The 18,032-nt window shown below is 46.4% G+C and carries 19 protein-coding genes, 3 tRNA genes and 2 pseudogenes; 16 read left to right on the plus strand and 8 right to left on the minus strand.

Features of this window, described 5'->3' with window-relative positions:
• The first annotated feature begins 505 nt into the window (after positions 1-505).
• The 8 genes and pseudogenes from ACTHUR_RS09550 (at position 506) to ACTHUR_RS09585 (ending at position 6,415) form a co-directional block, all read left to right on the plus strand.
• Positions 506-2,572: an RHS repeat-associated core domain-containing protein gene (locus ACTHUR_RS09550; RefSeq protein ID WP_440361294.1), complete on the plus strand. Its 2,067-nt coding sequence runs from the start codon at positions 506-508 to the stop codon at positions 2,570-2,572.
• A 31-nt stretch (positions 2,573-2,603) separates the two neighbouring features.
• Positions 2,604-3,140, plus strand: a complete 537-nt coding sequence (locus tag ACTHUR_RS09555; protein WP_199900979.1) for a hypothetical protein — start codon at positions 2,604-2,606, stop codon at positions 3,138-3,140.
• Between the two features lie 83 nt (positions 3,141-3,223).
• Positions 3,224-3,964 (plus strand): annotated as a pseudogene (locus tag ACTHUR_RS09560) (RHS repeat domain-containing protein); the annotation flags it as partial.
• 198 nt (positions 3,965-4,162) lie between these two features.
• Positions 4,163-4,555: a hypothetical protein gene (locus tag ACTHUR_RS09565; RefSeq protein ID WP_004521002.1), complete on the plus strand. Its 393-nt coding sequence runs from the start codon at positions 4,163-4,165 to the stop codon at positions 4,553-4,555.
• Positions 4,556-4,807: 252 nt separating this feature from the next.
• Entirely contained in the window at positions 4,808-5,212 is a 405-nt protein-coding gene (locus ACTHUR_RS09570) for a hypothetical protein (RefSeq protein WP_049343954.1), read from the plus strand.
• Positions 5,213-5,230: 18 nt separating this feature from the next.
• Complete coding sequence (locus ACTHUR_RS09575) at positions 5,231-5,641, plus strand: tetratricopeptide repeat protein (RefSeq protein ID WP_224783393.1); 411 nt, start codon at positions 5,231-5,233, stop codon at positions 5,639-5,641.
• A 40-nt stretch (positions 5,642-5,681) separates the two neighbouring features.
• Positions 5,682-5,810, plus strand: a pseudogene (locus ACTHUR_RS09580) (colicin E3/pyocin S6 family cytotoxin); the annotation flags it as partial.
• A gap of 449 nt (positions 5,811-6,259) precedes the next feature.
• A complete protein-coding gene (locus ACTHUR_RS09585; RefSeq protein WP_004521108.1) occupies positions 6,260-6,415 on the plus strand; it encodes a hypothetical protein in 156 nt (51 codons plus the stop codon).
• 210 nt (positions 6,416-6,625) lie between these two features.
• On the opposite strand, the gene ACTHUR_RS09590 is transcribed toward ACTHUR_RS09585, so the two are convergent.
• Both ACTHUR_RS09590 and ACTHUR_RS09595 read right to left on the minus strand, forming a co-directional pair.
• A tRNA-Glu gene (locus tag ACTHUR_RS09590) sits at positions 6,626-6,700 on the minus strand.
• A 12-nt stretch (positions 6,701-6,712) separates the two neighbouring features.
• Positions 6,713-6,789: transfer RNA gene (locus ACTHUR_RS09595), tRNA-Arg, on the minus strand.
• A 115-nt stretch (positions 6,790-6,904) separates the two neighbouring features.
• Between ACTHUR_RS09595 and ACTHUR_RS09600 the strand changes: the two genes are divergently transcribed.
• Complete coding sequence (locus ACTHUR_RS09600) at positions 6,905-8,296, plus strand: 3'-5' exonuclease family protein (protein ID WP_039862575.1); 1,392 nt, start codon at positions 6,905-6,907, stop codon at positions 8,294-8,296.
• Between the two features lie 198 nt (positions 8,297-8,494).
• A complete protein-coding gene (locus tag ACTHUR_RS09605; protein ID WP_004521105.1) occupies positions 8,495-9,286 on the plus strand; it encodes a Cof-type HAD-IIB family hydrolase in 792 nt (263 codons plus the stop codon).
• 67 nt (positions 9,287-9,353) lie between these two features.
• Here the strand turns inward: ACTHUR_RS09605 and ACTHUR_RS09610 are convergent, their stop codons facing one another.
• The 4 genes from ACTHUR_RS09610 to ACTHUR_RS09625 form a co-directional block, all read right to left on the minus strand.
• Positions 9,354-9,560 (minus strand): DUF2788 domain-containing protein, encoded by a 207-nt coding sequence (locus tag ACTHUR_RS09610; RefSeq protein WP_004521104.1) that lies wholly within the window; start codon positions 9,558-9,560, stop codon positions 9,354-9,356.
• A gap of 89 nt (positions 9,561-9,649) precedes the next feature.
• The gene (metZ, locus tag ACTHUR_RS09615; protein WP_004521103.1) at positions 9,650-10,819 is read right to left on the minus strand and encodes an O-succinylhomoserine sulfhydrylase; all 1,170 of its coding nucleotides are present in this window, start codon (positions 10,817-10,819) and stop codon (positions 9,650-9,652) included.
• A gap of 144 nt (positions 10,820-10,963) precedes the next feature.
• Complete coding sequence (locus ACTHUR_RS09620; protein ID WP_004521102.1) at positions 10,964-11,524, minus strand: DUF3465 domain-containing protein; 561 nt, start codon at positions 11,522-11,524, stop codon at positions 10,964-10,966.
• A gap of 121 nt (positions 11,525-11,645) precedes the next feature.
• Positions 11,646-12,446: a hypothetical protein gene (locus ACTHUR_RS09625; RefSeq protein WP_004521101.1), complete on the minus strand. Its 801-nt coding sequence runs from the start codon at positions 12,444-12,446 to the stop codon at positions 11,646-11,648.
• A 162-nt stretch (positions 12,447-12,608) separates the two neighbouring features.
• Here ACTHUR_RS09625 and ACTHUR_RS09630 point away from each other — a divergent pair, with 162 nt between their 5' ends.
• From ACTHUR_RS09630 to ACTHUR_RS09640, 3 genes are all read left to right on the plus strand, one after another.
• Positions 12,609-12,860, plus strand: coding sequence for an NGO1151 family protein (locus tag ACTHUR_RS09630; RefSeq protein ID WP_003680526.1), 252 nt, complete (start codon positions 12,609-12,611; stop codon positions 12,858-12,860).
• Positions 12,861-12,936: 76 nt separating this feature from the next.
• Positions 12,937-13,740, plus strand: coding sequence for a basic amino acid ABC transporter substrate-binding protein (locus tag ACTHUR_RS09635; RefSeq protein ID WP_004521100.1), 804 nt, complete (start codon positions 12,937-12,939; stop codon positions 13,738-13,740).
• Positions 13,741-13,869: 129 nt separating this feature from the next.
• On the plus strand, positions 13,870-14,109 hold the full coding sequence (locus tag ACTHUR_RS09640; protein WP_004521099.1) for a putative hemolysin: 240 nt from the start codon (positions 13,870-13,872) through the stop codon (positions 14,107-14,109).
• A 65-nt stretch (positions 14,110-14,174) separates the two neighbouring features.
• On the opposite strand, the gene serS is transcribed toward ACTHUR_RS09640, so the two are convergent.
• On the minus strand, positions 14,175-15,470 hold the full coding sequence (serS, locus tag ACTHUR_RS09645; RefSeq protein ID WP_004521097.1) for a serine--tRNA ligase: 1,296 nt from the start codon (positions 15,468-15,470) through the stop codon (positions 14,175-14,177).
• Between the two features lie 125 nt (positions 15,471-15,595).
• A tRNA-Glu gene (locus ACTHUR_RS09650) sits at positions 15,596-15,671 on the minus strand.
• A 133-nt stretch (positions 15,672-15,804) separates the two neighbouring features.
• Between ACTHUR_RS09650 and ACTHUR_RS09655 the strand changes: the two genes are divergently transcribed.
• The 3 genes from ACTHUR_RS09655 (at position 15,805) to ACTHUR_RS09665 (ending at position 18,019) form a co-directional block, all read left to right on the plus strand.
• A complete protein-coding gene (locus ACTHUR_RS09655) occupies positions 15,805-16,704 on the plus strand; it encodes a recombination-associated protein RdgC (RefSeq protein ID WP_004521096.1) in 900 nt (299 codons plus the stop codon).
• 78 nt (positions 16,705-16,782) lie between these two features.
• Positions 16,783-17,565, plus strand: a complete 783-nt coding sequence (locus ACTHUR_RS09660; RefSeq protein WP_039862574.1) for an ADP-ribosylglycohydrolase family protein — start codon at positions 16,783-16,785, stop codon at positions 17,563-17,565.
• 22 nt (positions 17,566-17,587) lie between these two features.
• Complete coding sequence (locus ACTHUR_RS09665; protein WP_004521094.1) at positions 17,588-18,019, plus strand: hypothetical protein; 432 nt, start codon at positions 17,588-17,590, stop codon at positions 18,017-18,019.
• Positions 18,020-18,032 lie beyond the last annotated feature (13 nt).

The raw sequence follows: 18,032 nt of genomic DNA on the forward strand, positions 1-18,032 counted from the left end.
CGAAAACCATCAGCCCGACCGGATTACCGACTGCTCGGGTTACGAAACCAAACTGGCCTACACCCCCGAAGGACAGTTGGCGCGTATTACCGATGCGCTGGAACAGCACACCGAATACCACTACGACACCGATCAAAACCTCACCCTCGCCCTCTATCCCGACGGCAGCAAAGAGACCTTCGGCTACGATGCCGCAGGTCGTCTGACCACCCATACCGATGCCGAAGGCCACACCACCTCCTACGAATACGGCCAGGACGGTCTGCCGACCCAACGCACCAATGCCTTGGGCCATACCTTCGGCTATCATTACGACCAAGCCCGCCGCCTAGTCGGCCTCACCAATGAAAACGGTGCGCGCTACCGCTTTGCCTACGACATCCTCGACCGACTGATTGCTGAAAGCGGTTTCGACCATAAGCTCACCGGCTACCGCTACAATGCCGGCAACGAACTGATTGAACAGCGCGAATTCGGCGACGACGCTACCCTCGCCGCCAAACTGATGGCGCAGCTGGGCGGACAACCCGTCCCCAAAAAAGATGCCGCCCCGCTTTCAGACGGCCTCGACAGCCAAACCCCGCTGCGGACTACCGAGTTCAAACGCGATATATTGGGACGCTTAATCCATACCCTCGCCCGCAACAATGACAAGGTTCAGGAAACCGCTTACCAATACGACTTGGACGGCAACCTCGTCCGTGCCGCCAACAGCCACAGCATTACCTGCTTCGACTACAACGGCAACGGCCAAATCATCGGCCAGCACCAATGGAAAGTACCGACTAAGGAAGAGAACGCCCGAAACGGTTTGCCCGAAACCGACTGGCGCGATGCGCAGTACGACATGCTGTACCTGCCCGTTACCGAAAGCATCCGCTACCACTACGACTTCAACGGCAACCGTACCGCCACCGTCCTGCCCGACGGCAGACAGATCAACTACCTGTATTACGGCAGCGGCCACCTGCACCAAATCAGCCTCGACGACGAAGTCATCACCGACATCGAACGCGATAAGCTGCACCGCGAAATCTTCCGTACACAGGGTAAACTCGCCAGCCGTTACGAACTCGATCCCCTAGGTCGTCTGAAAAAACAAATCGCCACCCTCAATGATTTGATGGAAAGCGGCAAAGGCAAAACCAAAGTAACATCGGCTTATGCCGTCAAACGTGGCTACGGCTACGACCGCACCGGCAACCTGACCCACAGCACCGACCAGCGGACGGGCACGACGCATTTCGAGTACGACAAACTGGGTAGGATTACCCAAGCCGGTAACGAACTGTTCGCCTTCGACCCCGCGCACAATATCCTCGACATCCCGACGGAAAAGGTCAAACCATACCCTGCCCCCTCTCCCGTGGGAGAGGGTCGGGGAGAGGGCAAAACGACCGCGCCGCTTTCAGACGACCGTTCCGTCATCACCGACAACCGCCTGAAAACCTACAACGGCACGACCTATTACTACGACGACCTCGGCAACCTCATCCACCGCGAACTGGCCGACGGCGAAGTGCAGAACTATTTCTACGACCTGCACGACCAACTGGTTAAGGCGGAAATCTTCAAAAAAGACGGCAGCAAAGAGACTTGGTCGTACACCTACGACGCCTTGGGCAGAAGGATAGGCAAAGGTCGTCTGAAAAACGAAGAAGTTTCAGACGACCTCGAAAACCAAACCCGTTTCGTTTGGGACGGCAGCCATTTGCTGCAGGAAGTCCACCCGGACGGCAGGTATACCTATCTCTACACCGACCCGGATTCCTACGAACCGCTGGCACAGGTCCGCAATTGGACAACCGAAGACGGCGAAAGCCACCAACAAATCCACTACTTCCACTGCGACCAAATCGGCATCCCGCGTGAAATGACCGATGACGAAGGCAACCTGGTTTGGTTTGGCAACTATACCGGCTGGGGTCGTCTGAAAGAGGAAACCAAGGTAACGGATAGCGCTTACCAACCCTTCCGCCTGCAAAACCAGTATGCCGACCGTGAGACGGGGTTGCATTACAATTTCTTTAGGTATTACGAGCCTGATGTGGGTCGGTTTATCAACCAAGACCCGATTAGACTGTGGGGTGGAAACAATTTTTATCAATTTGCGCCGAACGTGCAGGGATGGGTTGATATTTTTGGTTTATATAATGCTCAGAAATGTGCATCAATTGCAGCTAGAATAGAAAATCTTAAATACGAAATATACGTAAAACGTATTCCCGCACTTGAGAGTAATCCAAATAATTTACCGTGGCGAATTGGTCCAGGGGAAGCTCTTAGAGATACTGTCCGAGGTCATGTAAAGCTACTGAATGCTGCGTATAGTAAACTAGCTAAAGCCGAAAAAGAGTGGGTGGATAATGATTGCGACAAACCACCACCTCCTTCTTCTCCCGTAACAAAATGCACTAATTGCTCCACTGAAGACAAAACATCTACTAATAATGATGCTTTAACAGCAATCGCCCTTGTTGGAACTGTTGTGCTAGTTAGTGTTTGTATATATTCAACGGCGGGAGTATGTGGTGCTTTTGTGGCAGGAGGAAGTTTTGTAGGAGCAATGTGAAGTTTAATATTGATATAGGAGCATGATAATTATGCGCAATAGTGATTTTTATATACAAAATATGATTGAAGCTTCTTTAGAACAAGAAGATTTCAGTCAAATAATTATACTACTAGATTCGCTACCATCTAAAAATATACGTAGAGCATTGTATTTATTATCAGAAATATTCCCAAATAAAATAGAAATTACTGAGAATGAATTTAAATTTATTAAATATATATTATCTAATAATAAATTTATAGTAGTTCAAAGCATCTCTGATTTTCTGAGAGCAATATCTATACTCAACTTTAATGACCTACAAAAACAGGAAATTGCTGATTTGATTTTTCAAAATCTAAATATTTTAAGCAAAAATTGTGATTTTGAGTTAAATGTACTAATAACAAAATTAATAGAACCCAATAAATTTTTTATGCAAGTTGAGAAAATTAAAAATAATTTAGATGATTATTCAAGAAAATATTTATTAGATTTTATTTTTTATGAGAAAGAATATCTTGAAAATGGCTTTAATGAAGATGAAATAAATGATTTCATAAAATTTTTGAGCTACCCTAGATAAAATAGCAAGCCGTAGCCCGCACGTAGTATGTGTGCCCAAAGGCATGCACGCGGGTTTTGTTCTTACAATTTAAAAGGCCGTCTGAAATTCTTTCAGACGGCCTAACCAATGGAGAAACAGTCACCGTCGTCAGCCTTTGCTACGGCTACGACTATACCGGCAACCTGATCCACCGCAAACTGCCGGACGGCGAAGTGCAGAACTATTTCTACGATCTGCACGACCAACTGGTTAAAGCGGAAATCTTCAAAAAAGACGGCACGAAAGAGACTTGGGCCTACACCTACGACGCCTTGGGCAGAAGGATAGGCAAAGGCCGTCTGAAAAACGAAGAAGTTTCAGACGGCCTGAAAGAGGAAACCGGATTCGTTTGGGACGGCAGCCACCTCTTGCAAGAAATCCACCCGGACGGCAGGTATACCTATATCTACACCGATCCCGACAGCTATGAACCTTTGGCACAGGTACGCAACTGGACCAACGAAGACGGCGAAAGCAAACAGGAAATCCACTACTTTCACTGCGACCAAATCGGCATCCCGAGAGAGATGACCGATAAAGACGGCAACCTGGTTTGGTTTGGCAACTACACCGGTTGGGGCCGTCTGAAAGAGGAAACCAAGGTAACGTATAACGCATACCAACCCTTCCGATTGCAAAACCAGTACGCTGACCGTGAGACAGGGCTGCATTACAACTTCTTCAGGTACTATGAGCCTGATGCGGGTCGATTTATCAATCAGGACCCGATTAGGTTGTGGGGCGGGGATAATTTTTATTGGTTTGCACCAAATTCTAGTGCTTGGATTGATGTTTTAGGTTTAGCAAGTATTTTTGAGAAACTTAAAATTACAACTTCTGATGGATTTTTGTTTAAAGGATTTACTGTTAAGGCACCATTTAACATACCTGTACAGAGATTTGGAGATTTGCATCTTAATTCAAGTCGTGGAGATTTTTGGGGGCTACGTATAGGAACTAACAAATTCATAAAAAATTAAAAGAAAGGGAAAGTGTTAGAAATGCCTAAGTTAAAAATTTTGAATGAAACTCCTTTAGACTTTCAAGAAAAATTTTTGTTTGACAAATGGGAAGTCAGCTACCTTGATTTGATGGAAGTAAATCAAGGTTCTCCCTTAGTTGGGAGTCTATCCATTAACGGTCAAGTTATTATTAAAGAACAGGGGTTTGGAGGGCCTTTGTTGTATTTCAATAGAAAAATATATATTCCAGTTTTCATTAGACGATTTTGCGTTGTTGGATTTAGGCTTGCAACATTAAATTTAGATGATTTATCAATTGAGTATATTGGGGGTATCGAAGACTTGGTTTATCTGAAAGAGATAAAAGGTAATAGAATTTATTTCTATACAGATATATATAAAAGCACAGAAAAGAATTTAACTTTATATTAACAAATATATCTCAAGAATATGCTGTAAACTGAAGCGTGCCGAGATAAATAAGACGATTTTTTGAGAAAAATGAAGTGCTGTTTTATTTCATAATGTGAAAGCTATTTTCAAATCCTGCCGATCTTAAGGCAGGATTTTTAATTAAGCGATGGCGTCGTCGCTATCCGATAGGGTTGATGGGGGGATAATCTTTATCAATTTGCACCTAATACCCAAGTATGGGTCGATTGGTTAGGTTTAGCTGGAGTTGATATGAATTTATTCCTAAGTAATGAAGACATACACTCTTACGCTCATAAAGTTGCCAATAAACCGAATACTTTCCAAGTAGGAGGGCATGGTAATCCTTCATTGATGGTAGATGGAGCTACAGGTGAAAGATTAGATGCTAAAAAATTAGCAGCGAGAATTAAAAAAAATCCTAACTATAAATCAGGTATGACGGTTGAGATTTTATCCTGTAATACAGGAAAAGGAGCAAACCCTCTTGGACAACAACTTGCTAATGAATTAAATACTACAGTTAAAGCACCAAATGAATATCTTTGGTTTTCAAGTAACGGGGAATTAACACCGATGGGAATGAAGGCTGATCGCTCGCAAGATACAAGCAAACCAGGCACCATGAGAAGCTTTACTCCTCAAAGTAAAAAATAAGTAAGGAACATGCTAACTATGGAAATACTGAAAAATTTCTTAATTTTATTTTTGTTATTAACCCCTTTAATATCATGTAAACAACATCCGGAAAGAAATGAGAAAATGACTGACTTCATATCAACAGGTAGTACTTATTGGATTCCAGATGAAGAAATTCAAATTCTCGAAAAGAACGCCACTAATGGAGATAAAAACTCAGCATTCAAATTATATCAATACCATATGTTTGTATCTTTAGATCAAGATTTGGAATTTAAATGGCTAGAGATAGCGGCAAAAAATGGACATCCAATTGCCCAATCCAATTTAGCCGATTTATTTTTCACACAAGGCAATAAAGAAAAAGCCATATTTTGGGCTAAAAAGGCATATATAAATGGTGCCAAACTACCAGACGAATTAAAAATATTGATAAATATCAATTAATTAATAAGATTTAGCGGACTATCGTTACAAACCTAAAACTTCTGGAGGAGGATTAAGAAAATGTTGGAAACTTCCTAAGGGGCACATTATCGAACAGGACTCATTCCATGGAGAATATTTGATATCAAATAAAGTTTCAAAAATTAATCTTACTTATTTAAGAAATTAGACACAAAAAATTATGACTATTTTTTGCCCTGTTAAGAAGATATTATTTACCCAATAATGTGAAGATAATATCTTAACAGAGCATTAAGTTTGTCTGGAAGGAATGTTTTAAGACAACCTTAATGCCATAGCTCATAATACCTGAAAAAGTTGTAATGCATAATCGAAATGGTTAGCGAGCAGTTCCAGATATATCCATTTCTCTTTTTAGTTTGCCCCAGTCGTAATAATTCCCAAACCAGAGGTTATCTTCACAGTCGGTCATCCCTCTTGGGATACCAATTTGATTACAGAGGAGGTAGTGTGTCTGTTGGCTGCTTTCTTCTGCAGTTGTCTAATCGTGAATTTACACCAGTAGCTTGACTCTTTCGGCACCTGAAAACCAGAAAGAGAAGATAGTACTGGAATAGAGGCAAGCCCTAATGGGTCAATCTATCTTTCCCCAAAAAATTGAACCTAATTCAACAAATCGTCCCTCATATACCGGACAACCCCCTTAAAGAATACAACGGCAGCAACTATTACTACGACCACTTCGGCAACCTGATCCACCGTGAACTGGCCGACGGCGAAGTACAGAACTACTTCTGCGATCTGCATGACTAACTGGTCAAAGCCGGAATCTTCAAAAAAGACGGCACAAAAGAGACTTGGGCCTACACCTACGATGCTTTGGGTAGAAGGATAGGCAAAGGACGTCTGAACAACTAAGAAAGCTATTTAAAAAATTAAATAACTATAAACTTATAAATGTAAAAATAAATGTAAAAAAATAAGCCATCACTATTCTTTAGTGATGGCTTATTTTAAAGTAACTGGCACGCCCACGGGGAATCGAACCCCGGTTACCGCCGTGAAAGGGCGATGTCCTAACCGCTAGACGATGGGCGCGGAGATTTTCTGTGGCGCACCCGGAGCGATTCGAACGCCCGACCCTCTGGTTCGTAGCCAGATACTCTATCCAACTGAGCTACGGGTGCATCAAGAAAGATTCGAATTATAAAGAGAGGGCTATTTATTGTCAAGCGTTTTATTTGGAAAACTTGCAGACAGCGTGTAAAATGCGCATTTGCTATTGAATTTACAGAGAATAAAATGTCAGATTTCGCACGCTGGCCGCTCTTATCCGAAGCATTTTCCCGTTTGGGACGGCCTGTGGTCGTGGTGGATTTGGAGACGACCGGTGGAAATTTCTATCAAGACAGGATAACGGAAGTCGCCCTTGTTCGCTTTGAGCAAGGACGCGCCTCACATTACGAGCAATTGGTCAATCCTTGCCGCAGCATTCCCGAATTTGTTGCCAGGCTGACCGGAATTCATGATGAAACGGTAAAAAACGCGCCTGTCTTTGCCGATATTGCAGGCGATTTGTTGCCGCTGCTGCAAGGTGCAGTGGTTGTTGCCCACAACAGCCGCTTTGACTACACCTTCCTGCGCCACGAGTTTGCCCGTATCCATACTGACTTTGCCGCTCCCTCGCTCTGTACGGTTCAACTGTCGCGCCGCCTGTATCCTGAGTTTTACAAACACAGCCTCGACAGCATTATCGAACGCACCGGCATTCAGACGACCAACCGCCACCGCGCCATGACCGATGTGGCCGCATTGTGTGATTATCTCGAATTAAGTCTGACAGAAAAAAATCATCAACAATGGGACGAACACGTCCGTGTATTGATGAATCCGAAAATGTTGCCCACTTGGCTGCCTGATTCGCTTGCCCAACAGCTCTATGCCCTGCCCGACAGTTACGGCGTATTGGTTTGGTTTGACTATTTCGGCAAAGCCCAAGCCATTGAAGCACATGAACGCACATACAGTGAAACCGCTACCCTGCTGCACAGCAAAAAACTGCCGCCGCACATCAAAGCCGCAGCCTCCATCCGTTTTATTCCGGCAGTCGGGCAGCTCCATACATTATGGCTCAAAGCCCAGACTATGCAGGAATACCAACTGATGCCGTCTGAAAAGTCCACATCGTTTTCTACCGTCCGCTTTATCGCTGACGAACACGGCGGCCTTCAAGCACGCATTGTCTTGTTAAACAGCGGCACCAGAAACTGGCGTCCTTACGGTTTGTTTGCCCACAAAAAAGCAGCCAAACGCGCTTTGACGCAATGGTCGCAAGAACACAGACTCTGCCCAGATTCGCTCAATATTTTGCCGACCGGCTACGCAAAGGGCGAACCCTGCCCTGTTGAGGCTGTCGGAAAATGCAATGGCAACTGCCGCCAGCCAAACGGCATCAAACATCAAAACCAACGCATTACCGAGCTTGCTGCCCTACTCCCCGTAACTGATTGGGGCAAAGCGCACGAAATTGAAATTACCGAAACCGACCCCCTGACCGGAAACAGCATTACCCTGCTCTGCGCCGGCGGCGCGTTGGCATTGCCTGATGGAAGCTGGTATTTCGACAGCAGCCTGCCTCTCGTGATTAAAAACAAATTCAGACAAGACAAAGAAAATATCCGTTTGATTGCTTAAAACAAGGCCGTCTGAAAACCAAATTTTCAGACGGCCTATTGTGAATAACTTTCCGCTTTATTCTCAAAATAAAACTCTGCCTAAATTTTAATCAGAACTTATTTTTATAATAGCAATCAAATACTAAACCAATTTATACACAAGCTGTTCACACAATTTTCAATGAAAGCTGTGTATACCCAGCCCGATGAGTAAACCATGAACAATCCTGAAATCATCTTCTTTGACATCGACGACACCCTCTACCGCAAATACACGGATACCCTGCGTCCTTCGGTTGCCCAAGCCATGCGCGCATTGAAAGCCAAAGGCATTTTAACTGCCATTGCCACCGGCCGTCCGAAAGCCGCCATTCCCGCCAAAGTCAAAGCCTTGATTCAAGAATGCGGTATCGACATGCTCGTTACCATCAACGGCCAATATATTTCCTTTCGCGGCGAACCTCTGCAAAGCTACCCCTTGGACATTGCCGACATCGAAACCGCCATCAACCTGCTTGAACAACACAAAATAGACTACGCCTTTGTCAACAACCAAGAAATTGCCGTTTCCTCCCATTCGCCACGCGTTGTCGAAGGCTTATCGCATATCCTGCCCAACTTCCTGACTGACAAAGAATATTTCCGCAAACAACCTGTTTATCAAATGTTGGTCTTTGTGGATAAGGAAGAAGAAAAAATCCTGCAACCGCTAACCCAGCAACACGGCTTCAAATCCGTCCGCTGGCATGAATATGCTGTGGACCTGCTGCGCAAAGAAGGTTCAAAAGCACGGGGCATCGCCCACGCAGTGGAAAAACTGGGGATTGATATGAACAAAGTGATGGCATTCGGCGACAGCTTCAACGACTTGGAAATGCTGTCAACCGTCGGCTTTGGTGTTGCCATGGGCAATGGCGAAGACGCTGCCAAATCTGCCGCACAATTCGTCTGCCCAAGTGTTGATGAAGACGGCGTCTTGCGCGGCTTGCAAGAATTGGGCGTAATTTAAAACATCAAATCAAAAGGCCGTCTGAACATTTTTTCAGACGGCCTTGTTCTATCAATAAACTTCCTGCCTACTTCGGCAATACCAAAAAGCTAATCAGCAATTCTTTAAATACGAACCCAAACACACCCAAGCCCAAAACCAAGAAGAGCATGGCAATGCCGAATTTGCCGGCTTTGGATTCTTTACCCAAGTTCCAAACGATAAAGCCCAAAAAGATAATCAGGCCACTCAGTAGGATTTTCATTGCCCATGAGGCGAATTCTGCTTCAGACATTATTTTTTTCCTTTTATTCTTAAGATGTGTGTTTAATTGCTTTCAGACGGCCTATTAAAATTTAAGGCCGTCTGAAATTTGTTTTTAGATTATTTGTTCAATGCTTGTTGCAAATCATCAATCAAATCGTCGATGTGTTCCAAACCGACAGAGAGGCGGATCAAGCCCGGGCGGATATTCGCGGCGAGTTTTTCTTCAGGCTGCATCCGGCCGTGCGTGGTTGTCCACGGATGGGTGATGGTCGAGCGCACATCGCCGAGGTTGGCAGTACGGGAAAAGAGCTCTACGCCGTCCACGATTTTCCATGCCGTTTCTTGGTCTGCGACTTCAAAACCTACCACAATACCGCCGCCATTTTGCTGTTTGCGGATCAGTTCGGCTTGCGGATGGTCGGGCAAACCGGTGTAGTACACAGCTTGGACTTGCAGCTGCTCTTTCAACCATTGTGCAATTTTCAGCGCATTGTCGTATTGTTTTTCCATACGCAGCGACAAGGTTTCCACGCCGCTCAACAGCTGCCATGCGTTAAACGGAGACATCGCCAAACCGCAAGAGTTGCAATACATGGCTACTTGCGTCATCAATTCATCCGAACCGGCCAACACGCCACCCATCACGCGGCCGTGGCCATCAATGGCTTTGGTTGCGGAAGACACGGAAATATCCGCACCGTGTTTCAAAGGTTGCGAACCGGCTGGCGACAAGAGACTGTTGTCCACCACCAAAAGCGCGCCGATGCGGTGTGCCAGTTCAGCTAAAGCTTCCAAATCGGCAACTTCGCCCAAAGGGTTGGACGGCGTTTCCAAGAAAAACAGTTTGGTATTGGGCTTGATGGCAGCTTTCCATTCATCCACATCAACCGGCGATACATGGCTGACTTCGATGCCGAACTTGGTAACGATGTTATTGATGAAACCGACAGTTGTACCAAACAGGCTGCGGCTGGAAATAACATGATCACCGGCTTGCAAGAAGGTAAAAAACGCTGCCTGAATCGCGGACATACCGGTCGAAGTGGCTACCGCGCGCTCTGCGCCTTCCAATGCAGCAATGCGTTTTTCAAAAGCGGCAGTAGTCGGATTGGCTGTACGGGTATAGGTAAAGCCTTTAATTTTTTTGGAAAACAAATCTGCCGCATGTTGCGCGCTTTCCCACATGAAGCTGCTGGTCAAAAACAGCGCCTGATTGTGTTCGCGATATTCGGTTTGCTCTTTGCCGCCCCGGATGGCCAGCGTTTGCGGATGAAGTTTTTTGTTCATTTATTTTCCAATCTACTGTGTATTCCAATGGACGGAACAATATTTTTCCGTCTGTTTAACTTGTTAACATTTTGCGCCGATTTCTACTATCTTTCAAGCCGAAGGCCGTGTTTCGGACCGTCTGAAAAAACAGGAAAACCGTTTTTACTGATAAAGGCGGCCGTCGTGTTTCAACCAGCCGTCAGTATGCCGGGCTGACGGGTCATGGTGCGTCCAATGGATAACGCCGCCCTGCTCCGACCATTCGTATTCGCCGTAAAACGCTACTTTATCGCCTTTTTTCAAACCCTTAATCTTATCGGCAAGGTCGATATTGTGTGCCACCAAAAGCGTCTGACCGCTGGAGAGCTTCAAGATAAAGCGTTGGTGGCGCGTGCCTTTGTTGTCATCCGGCAGGGTTTTCCATACCGTGCCCTCGCCCTCAACCTGAATATCGCTTTGCTCGTTTTCAAACGCCTGTTTCAAAACCGCTTCGGCTGATTCTTTGCCCGAACCGATTTGCTGCTGAGCCGCATCGGCATTCTTTTTACCCACATTATTTTGTTTTTGAACAGCTTCTATTTTCTGCTGATTCTGCGATTGTACCGGCTGATTGTTTTGCATTTTGTTATAGGCAAATACGGCAACCAAAGCAATCAGCAATACAATGATTTTATTTTTATTCATAACAATCTCAAAAAAAATGCCCGATTCTGCATCGGGCATATCAACTATTTAGAAAGGATATTTATCACGAAAACGTGAGCCGCTATTATACACGTTTCGTAAAATTTTAAGGGAATTTTACGCCAAAGGCCGTCTGAAACTTTTCAGACGGCCAGGATACTCAACGGCGGTATTTCATTTCAGTCTTCATATCGTCCAAAATACGTTTGACGTTGTGTTCCAATACATCCTCCACCAAGCCAGGCGCCTGCTCGTTCAGCATTTGCTGCAACTGGTAAGTGAACAAGGCCATTTGTTTTTGCACGGCAATCCGAATCATGCCGTTGACCGCATCGGCCACATGGGGACGCAAACGCTTAATCAGACGCTCGGTCAAATCCTTTTCAGAAACACAGAATACTTCCCGACGGCCAATCGCCTGCGGGTTCAATACATTGATATGGACATTGATGGCCGGTTCTTTTTCAAGGCCGTCTGAAACCGCCTCTTCAGCCGCTTGCGCATCATCATTTTCCGGTTTTTCAGTTTCTTCCACTTCAGGCGCATCAAAATCTACGGCACCTGATTTCGGATTCAGTCTGACAGTGCGGGTGGATTCAATATGACGCTCTGAAGCCGCGGCCTGCAATGCCGATTGCGCGCTCAACCAGTTGTCCTGCAAAACCACCATCGCATCGGTTTCCACTGCTTCGCCATCGTCTGCAAGGGCAGTATTGTGTTCCAACTGCCAGCGGTACAAATATTCTTCCAATACTTTTTCACGATTGTCCGCATCTAATTTATATTCTTTTTTAGACGCGGTTTTGGGCGCAACATCGACAGCGTCGTCCGATTTTTTGACCAATGGCGCATGAGTCGGCGCAGTATTGAATTGTCGTGCCTGACGCAATCTTTCCAAGCGTTTTTCCCAATTCAGATCTTCTTCCTCGAGGGCTGTGGGGTCAAGACGGTTGTTTTCCATAATAATCTCGTTTTTTCATTTTTATTGTGAGCCGCATTCAAACCTAAAATCACTTGAAATACGGCCGATGGTTGGACATATCCGGCAAGCCGGCGCAAGCGTCACATTTTAATATTAATTCGCTATATAATCACTATTTTATTTAATACTCAAGGATACATCATGAGCAGCATCGAACAACGCCTCGAATATCTGGAAGAGGCCAACGACGCTTTGCGTATGCAAAACCACGTCCTCGCCACCGCCCTCAAAGGCCTTATCCGCTCCCTGCCCTCTGACATGGCCAACGATGCCGTAGAATCCATCCAGCTTGCCTTTGAAGACGCGTTGGCGGAATTGAGCTATGAAGACAGCCCGCACACCGACCTTTTCCATGACGTAACCTACGCATTTTTCCGAGAAAAAGACCACTGATTTCGGCTAGTTTGTTCACAAAATTATGCTAAACTAAGATTTTATCCGTTAACATTTTATTAAGAAAGCACATATCATGAACATGAAAAAATGGCTGGCCACTGCCCTCGCTTGTTCCGCCCTTGCCCTGACTGCCTGCGGCGGTCAAAGCAACAATGCCTCTGCTCCTGCCGATAAAGTGTACCGTGTCGGCTCTAACGCCGAGTTTGCCCCATTTGAATCTTTGGATTCTGCCGGCAAAGTGGAAGGTTTTGACGTTGACTTGATGAATGCCATGGCCAAAGCCGGCAACTTCAAAGTCGAATTCAAACACCAGCCATGGGAAAGCCTCTTCCCTTCGCTGAACAACGGCGACGTGGACATCGTTATGTCCGGCGTAACCATCACTGACGACCGCAAACAAAGCATGCTCTTCAGCGACCCATACTTTGAAATTACCCAAGTCGTCCTCGTTCCGAAAGGCAAAAAAGTATCTTCTTCCGAAGACCTGAAAAACATGGCCAAAGTCGGCGTGGTAACCGGCTACACCGGCGACTTCTCCGTTTCCAAACTCTTGGGCAACGACAATCCGAAAATCGCCCGCTTTGAAAGCGTTCCCCTGATTATCAAAGAATTGGAAAACGGCGGTTTGGATTCCGTAGTCAGCGACAGCGCAGTCATTGCCAACTATGTGAAAAACAACCCGACCAAAGGCTTGGATTTCATCTCCCTGCCTGACTTCACCATCGAAAACTACGGTATCGCTGCACGCAAAGGCGACGAAGCAACCATCAAAATGTTGAACGATGCGCTGAAAAAAGTACGCGAAAGCGGCGAATACGACAAAATTTACGCCAAATACTTTGCTAAAGAAGGCGAAAAAACCGAAGCAGCCAAATAATCCGGTATGACTTCTTAAACTAAAGGCCGTCTGAAAACTTTTCAGACGGCCTTTAATCTGTTTAACTCAATTAAACGCAAGCGTCCCCTATAATCCACTTGTTTTTATCCTTCAAATGAAAGATACGTCATGATCAAACCCCTTATCCTCAGCCTCGCTGCCGCCACTGCTTTGGCCGCCTGCTCCGCTTCTGAAAAACAAGAATCTCCTAAGGTCGGCGTGGCCAATCCTGCTTCTGAATTCTGCGTCAAACAAGGTGGCAAATCCGAAATCAAAAAAGATAAAGACGGTGGTGAATACGGCGTGTGCCACTTACCTAACGGTACCGTTGTCGAAGAATGGGAATATTTCCGTCAACACAACAAATAATTGCTCAATCATAGAAAAGGCCGTCTGAACCCAAGTTTCAGACGGCCTTTTTATTTAAACAACGATTATTTTACTTCCAATTTGGTCACGCCGCCCATATACGGTTGCAACGCAGCAGGAACATTAATGCTGCCATCGGCATTTTGATGGTTTTCCAATACCGCCACCAAAGTACGGCCGACTGCCAAGCCTGAGCCGTTCAAAGTATGCACCAAACGGTTTTTACCGTTTTCATCTTTGAAACGCGCTTTCATGCGGCGAGCTTGGAAATCTTCGCAGTTGGAACAGCTGGAAATTTCGCGGTAAGTGTTTTGCGCAGGAACCCAAACTTCCAAGTCGTAGGTTTTAGTTGCGCCGAAACCCATGTCGCCGGTACACAAAGTGATCACGCGGTATGGCAGTTCCAACGCTTTCAAAATATTTTCAGCGTGGCCGACCATTTCTTCCAGCGCTTCGTATGATTTTTCCGGATGAACGATTTGCACCATTTCCACTTTGTCGAATTGGTGTTGGCGAATCAAGCCGCGCACGTCTTTACCGTATGCGCCCGCTTCGGAGCGGAAACATGGGGAATGCGCAGTTAATTTCAACGGAAAATCACTGCCGGCCACGATGCTGTCGGCAACAGTATTGGTCAGCGTTACTTCAGCAGTCGGAATCAGATATTGCGTTTTCTTACTCTCATCACCGCCGCGGGTAACGTGGAACAAATCTTCTGCAAATTTAGGCAGTTGACCCGTACCTTGCAGGGTCAGGTCATCCACAATGTAAGGCGTGTAATGTTCGGTATAGCCGTGTTTCAGCGTGTGCGTATCCAGCATGAACTGAGCCAAAGCGCGATGCAGACGGGCGATTTGACCTTTCATGACGGTAAAGCGCGCGCCGGACAGTTTCGCACCGCCTTCAAAATCCAAGCCCAAAGGCTCGCCCAAATCAACATGGTCTTTGATTTCAAAATCAAATTCGCGCGGCGTGCCCACTTTGCGGACTTCAACGTTTTCAGTTTCGTCTTTACCGACAGGCACACTTTCGTGCGGCAGGTTCGGAATGCTCAGCAGCCAAGCATCCAATTCTTTCTGAACGGCATCCAAATCAGCGGCAGCCTGCTCCAAATCCGCCTTGATTTGGGTAACCTGATCCATCGCAGCTTGAGCCTCTTCGTGTTTGCCTTGACCTTTCAACGCACCGATTTGTTTGGAAATACTGTTTCGTGAAGCCTGCAACTCTTCTGTTTTCACTTGAACGGCTTTACGTTGCTCTTCCAAAGCGTTGAAACGCGCGGTATCAAACTCGTAACCGCGTGCGGCCAAACGTTCTGCAACTGCGGCGGTATTGCTGCGGAGCAATTGGATGTCTAACATTGTTTTCTCTCGTTAAGATTCAGAATGGCATTATTGTAAACCAATTTAAAGATATTTTCACAGCGACAGGCCGTCTGAAAACAAAAAACGCCCCTGAAAAAAGCAGGAGCGTTTTTTAAGAATTTTGGCACGCCCACGGGGATTCGAACCCCGGTTGCCGCCGTGAAAGGGCAGTGTCCTAGGCCTCTAGACGATGGGCGCGTAACCGAAGCGCGAACTATACAGAAAGCCTTTTCTTCTGTCAACGCCTTTACTGCATTTTTAAAGGTGCTGCCGATTTCCGTATGTTATTTTCCCTGTATAATGCCGGTTTTAATAAAAAGGAAAACTCGCCATGTGGTTTAAGCAAATCAGTTTTTATCCGCTCAACAAAGACAAATTGCCCGAATTGGAAGTCCTTGCCGACAAATTGGCGCAATCCGAATTTGCCCATTGTCAGGGTTTGGACTGGTTTAGCGAAGGCTTTGCCACGCCGGTTTCCTTTTCGCCCGAGCTGGTTTTCCCTGCCGATTACACTTGGCGTGTGGCCCTGAAAAAAGAAGAAAAAGTCCTGCCTGCCGGCGTCATCCGTGATATTTTGGATGAAAAGGTTTTGGAAATCCAAAACAACGAAGCGCGCAATGTCGGCCGCAAGGAAAAACAAGAACTGAAAGAACAGATTACTGACGACCTGCTGCCCCGTGCCTTTACGCGCAGCAGCCGCACACAGGTGATTTTCGACACGCGCCACGGGTATCTTTTGGTCAACAATGCCGCATCTGCCAAAGCGGAAAATATCCTGACCAAACTGCGCGAAGCCTTGGGCGGCCTTGAAGCAGCCCTGCCCAACACCAAACAATCGCCCTCCTCCCTGATGACCAGCTGGCTGCTGCAAGGCCATTGCGAAGGCGGTTTTGAATTGGACAGCGATTGCGAACTCAAAGGCGTAGGCGATGTTGTCCCGGTCGTCAAAGTTTCCAAACAAGACCTGACCGCCGATGAAGTGGTACAACACGTCAAAAACGGCAAAACTGTTACCCAGCTGGGCTTGGTATGGCGAGAACAAATCGCATTCATCCTTACCCAAGACTTTACACTCAAACGCATCCAGTATCTGGACGTTTTGCAAGAAGAAGCGGAAAGCAACGGCGACGATGCCGCCAGCCTCGCCTTTGCCTCGCAAATCCTGATGACCGAAGCCATCAGCACCATGTTGGAAGAACTGGTTTCTTATTTGGGCGGCTGGCAAGAATAATTTTTCAGACGGCCTTTTGATTGGGAAATATCAAAGGCCGTCTGAAATATAAATAGAAGTATCAGAAAGGATGTCATGATGTTGGGCGCAGTCATTGGCGATATTGCCGGATCAAGATTTGAGTTTGACAACTACCGTCACATCGATTTTGACATTTTCAGCCCCGACAGCGACTTTACTGATGACACGATTTGTACTGTTGCCATCGCCGATTGGGTTTTACAAGGCTGCAACGATCATTTAGCCTCTATTTTACAAGGCTGGTGTAGGGCATATCCCTACCCTAAAGGCGCATATGGCGGCCGCTTTTCACAATGGATAGAATGGAAAGATCCAGAACCTTATAATAGCTGGGGCAACGGCTCGGCCATGCGTGTTTCTGCCGTTGGCTGGGCATTTGCCACATTGGAAGAAACCCTGCATTTTGCCGAACAATCCGCCGCCGTAACGCACAACCATCCGGAAGGCATTAAAGGTGCACAAGCTGTAGCCGCCGCCATCTTTTGGGCGCGTACCGGCATCGGCAAAGCGCAAATCAAAGAAGACATTACACGACAATTCGGCTATAACTTGAGCCAAAGTTGCGACCAAATCCGGCCGCATTATCATTTCAACGAAAGCTGTCAAGAAACCGTACCTCAAGCAGTTACCGCCTTTCTTGAAAGCGATGATTTTGAACACGCCATCCGACTGGCAGTTTCCCTGGGCGGAGACAGCGATACTTTAGCAGCCATTACCGGCAGTATTGCCGAAGCCTACCATGGTATCCCTGCATCCATGCGCGAACACGCTTTAGCCATATTGCCACGCCGTATTGCTGAAACCCTGCTGACTTTTGAATCCCAATATCAGGCCGTCTGAAACTGCCTGCAAAAAGGAATGAATGATGAAATACCTCGCCCTACTCCCTATCGCCTTCATGCTGGGTTCGCCTGCCATTGCCGAAACCATCAATCCTTATCAGGAAAAAGGTTGCGTTTACGATGGCGATGTCGGCAAAGACGGCAAACCATCCGGCAAAGGCACATGGAAATGCCAAGACGGCCGCAGCTATGTCGGAGCCTTTAAAAACGGCAAATTTGACGGCAAAGGCGTATATACCGTTTCCAGCAACAGCGAAACCTTTATCGAACCTTTCTCCTCCAACAGCGCCAAATTACGCAATATGACGCTGGAGGGCGTGTTCAAAAAAGGCAGGGCGCACGGAAACTTTACCGCCTCCCAAAACGGCACACCAGTCTTCATCATGAAATGCGAAGACGGTATGATTAAAGAAGTCAAACTGCCTAAGAAATCTGCTTCCAAAACCAAATAAACAGCCTTTCAGA

It is taken from the genome of Neisseria sp. P0021.S007 (genome assembly GCF_051956855.1).

Coding starts and splice junctions, on each gene's coding strand:
- ACTHUR_RS09550 (WP_440361294.1), top strand. CDS start 506: ATGGCGCAGCTGGGCGGACAACCCGTCCCCAAAAAAGATGCCGCCCCG.
- ACTHUR_RS09555 (WP_199900979.1), top strand. CDS start 2,604: ATGCGCAATAGTGATTTTTATATACAAAATATGATTGAAGCTTCTTTA.
- ACTHUR_RS09565 (WP_004521002.1), top strand. CDS start 4,163: ATGCCTAAGTTAAAAATTTTGAATGAAACTCCTTTAGACTTTCAAGAA.
- ACTHUR_RS09570 (WP_049343954.1), top strand. CDS start 4,808: ATGAATTTATTCCTAAGTAATGAAGACATACACTCTTACGCTCATAAA.
- ACTHUR_RS09575 (WP_224783393.1), top strand. CDS start 5,231: ATGGAAATACTGAAAAATTTCTTAATTTTATTTTTGTTATTAACCCCT.
- ACTHUR_RS09600 (WP_039862575.1), top strand. CDS start 6,905: ATGTCAGATTTCGCACGCTGGCCGCTCTTATCCGAAGCATTTTCCCGT.
- ACTHUR_RS09605 (WP_004521105.1), top strand. CDS start 8,495: ATGAACAATCCTGAAATCATCTTCTTTGACATCGACGACACCCTCTAC.
- ACTHUR_RS09610 (WP_004521104.1), bottom strand. CDS start 9,560: ATGTCTGAAGCAGAATTCGCCTCATGGGCAATGAAAATCCTACTGAGT.
- metZ (WP_004521103.1), bottom strand. CDS start 10,819: ATGAACAAAAAACTTCATCCGCAAACGCTGGCCATCCGGGGCGGCAAA.
- ACTHUR_RS09620 (WP_004521102.1), bottom strand. CDS start 11,524: ATGCCCGATGCAGAATCGGGCATTTTTTTTGAGATTGTTATGAATAAA.
- ACTHUR_RS09625 (WP_004521101.1), bottom strand. CDS start 12,446: ATGGAAAACAACCGTCTTGACCCCACAGCCCTCGAGGAAGAAGATCTG.
- ACTHUR_RS09630 (WP_003680526.1), top strand. CDS start 12,609: ATGAGCAGCATCGAACAACGCCTCGAATATCTGGAAGAGGCCAACGAC.
- ACTHUR_RS09635 (WP_004521100.1), top strand. CDS start 12,937: ATGAACATGAAAAAATGGCTGGCCACTGCCCTCGCTTGTTCCGCCCTT.
- ACTHUR_RS09640 (WP_004521099.1), top strand. CDS start 13,870: ATGATCAAACCCCTTATCCTCAGCCTCGCTGCCGCCACTGCTTTGGCC.
- serS (WP_004521097.1), bottom strand. CDS start 15,470: ATGTTAGACATCCAATTGCTCCGCAGCAATACCGCCGCAGTTGCAGAA.
- ACTHUR_RS09655 (WP_004521096.1), top strand. CDS start 15,805: ATGTGGTTTAAGCAAATCAGTTTTTATCCGCTCAACAAAGACAAATTG.
- ACTHUR_RS09660 (WP_039862574.1), top strand. CDS start 16,783: ATGTTGGGCGCAGTCATTGGCGATATTGCCGGATCAAGATTTGAGTTT.
- ACTHUR_RS09665 (WP_004521094.1), top strand. CDS start 17,588: ATGATGAAATACCTCGCCCTACTCCCTATCGCCTTCATGCTGGGTTCG.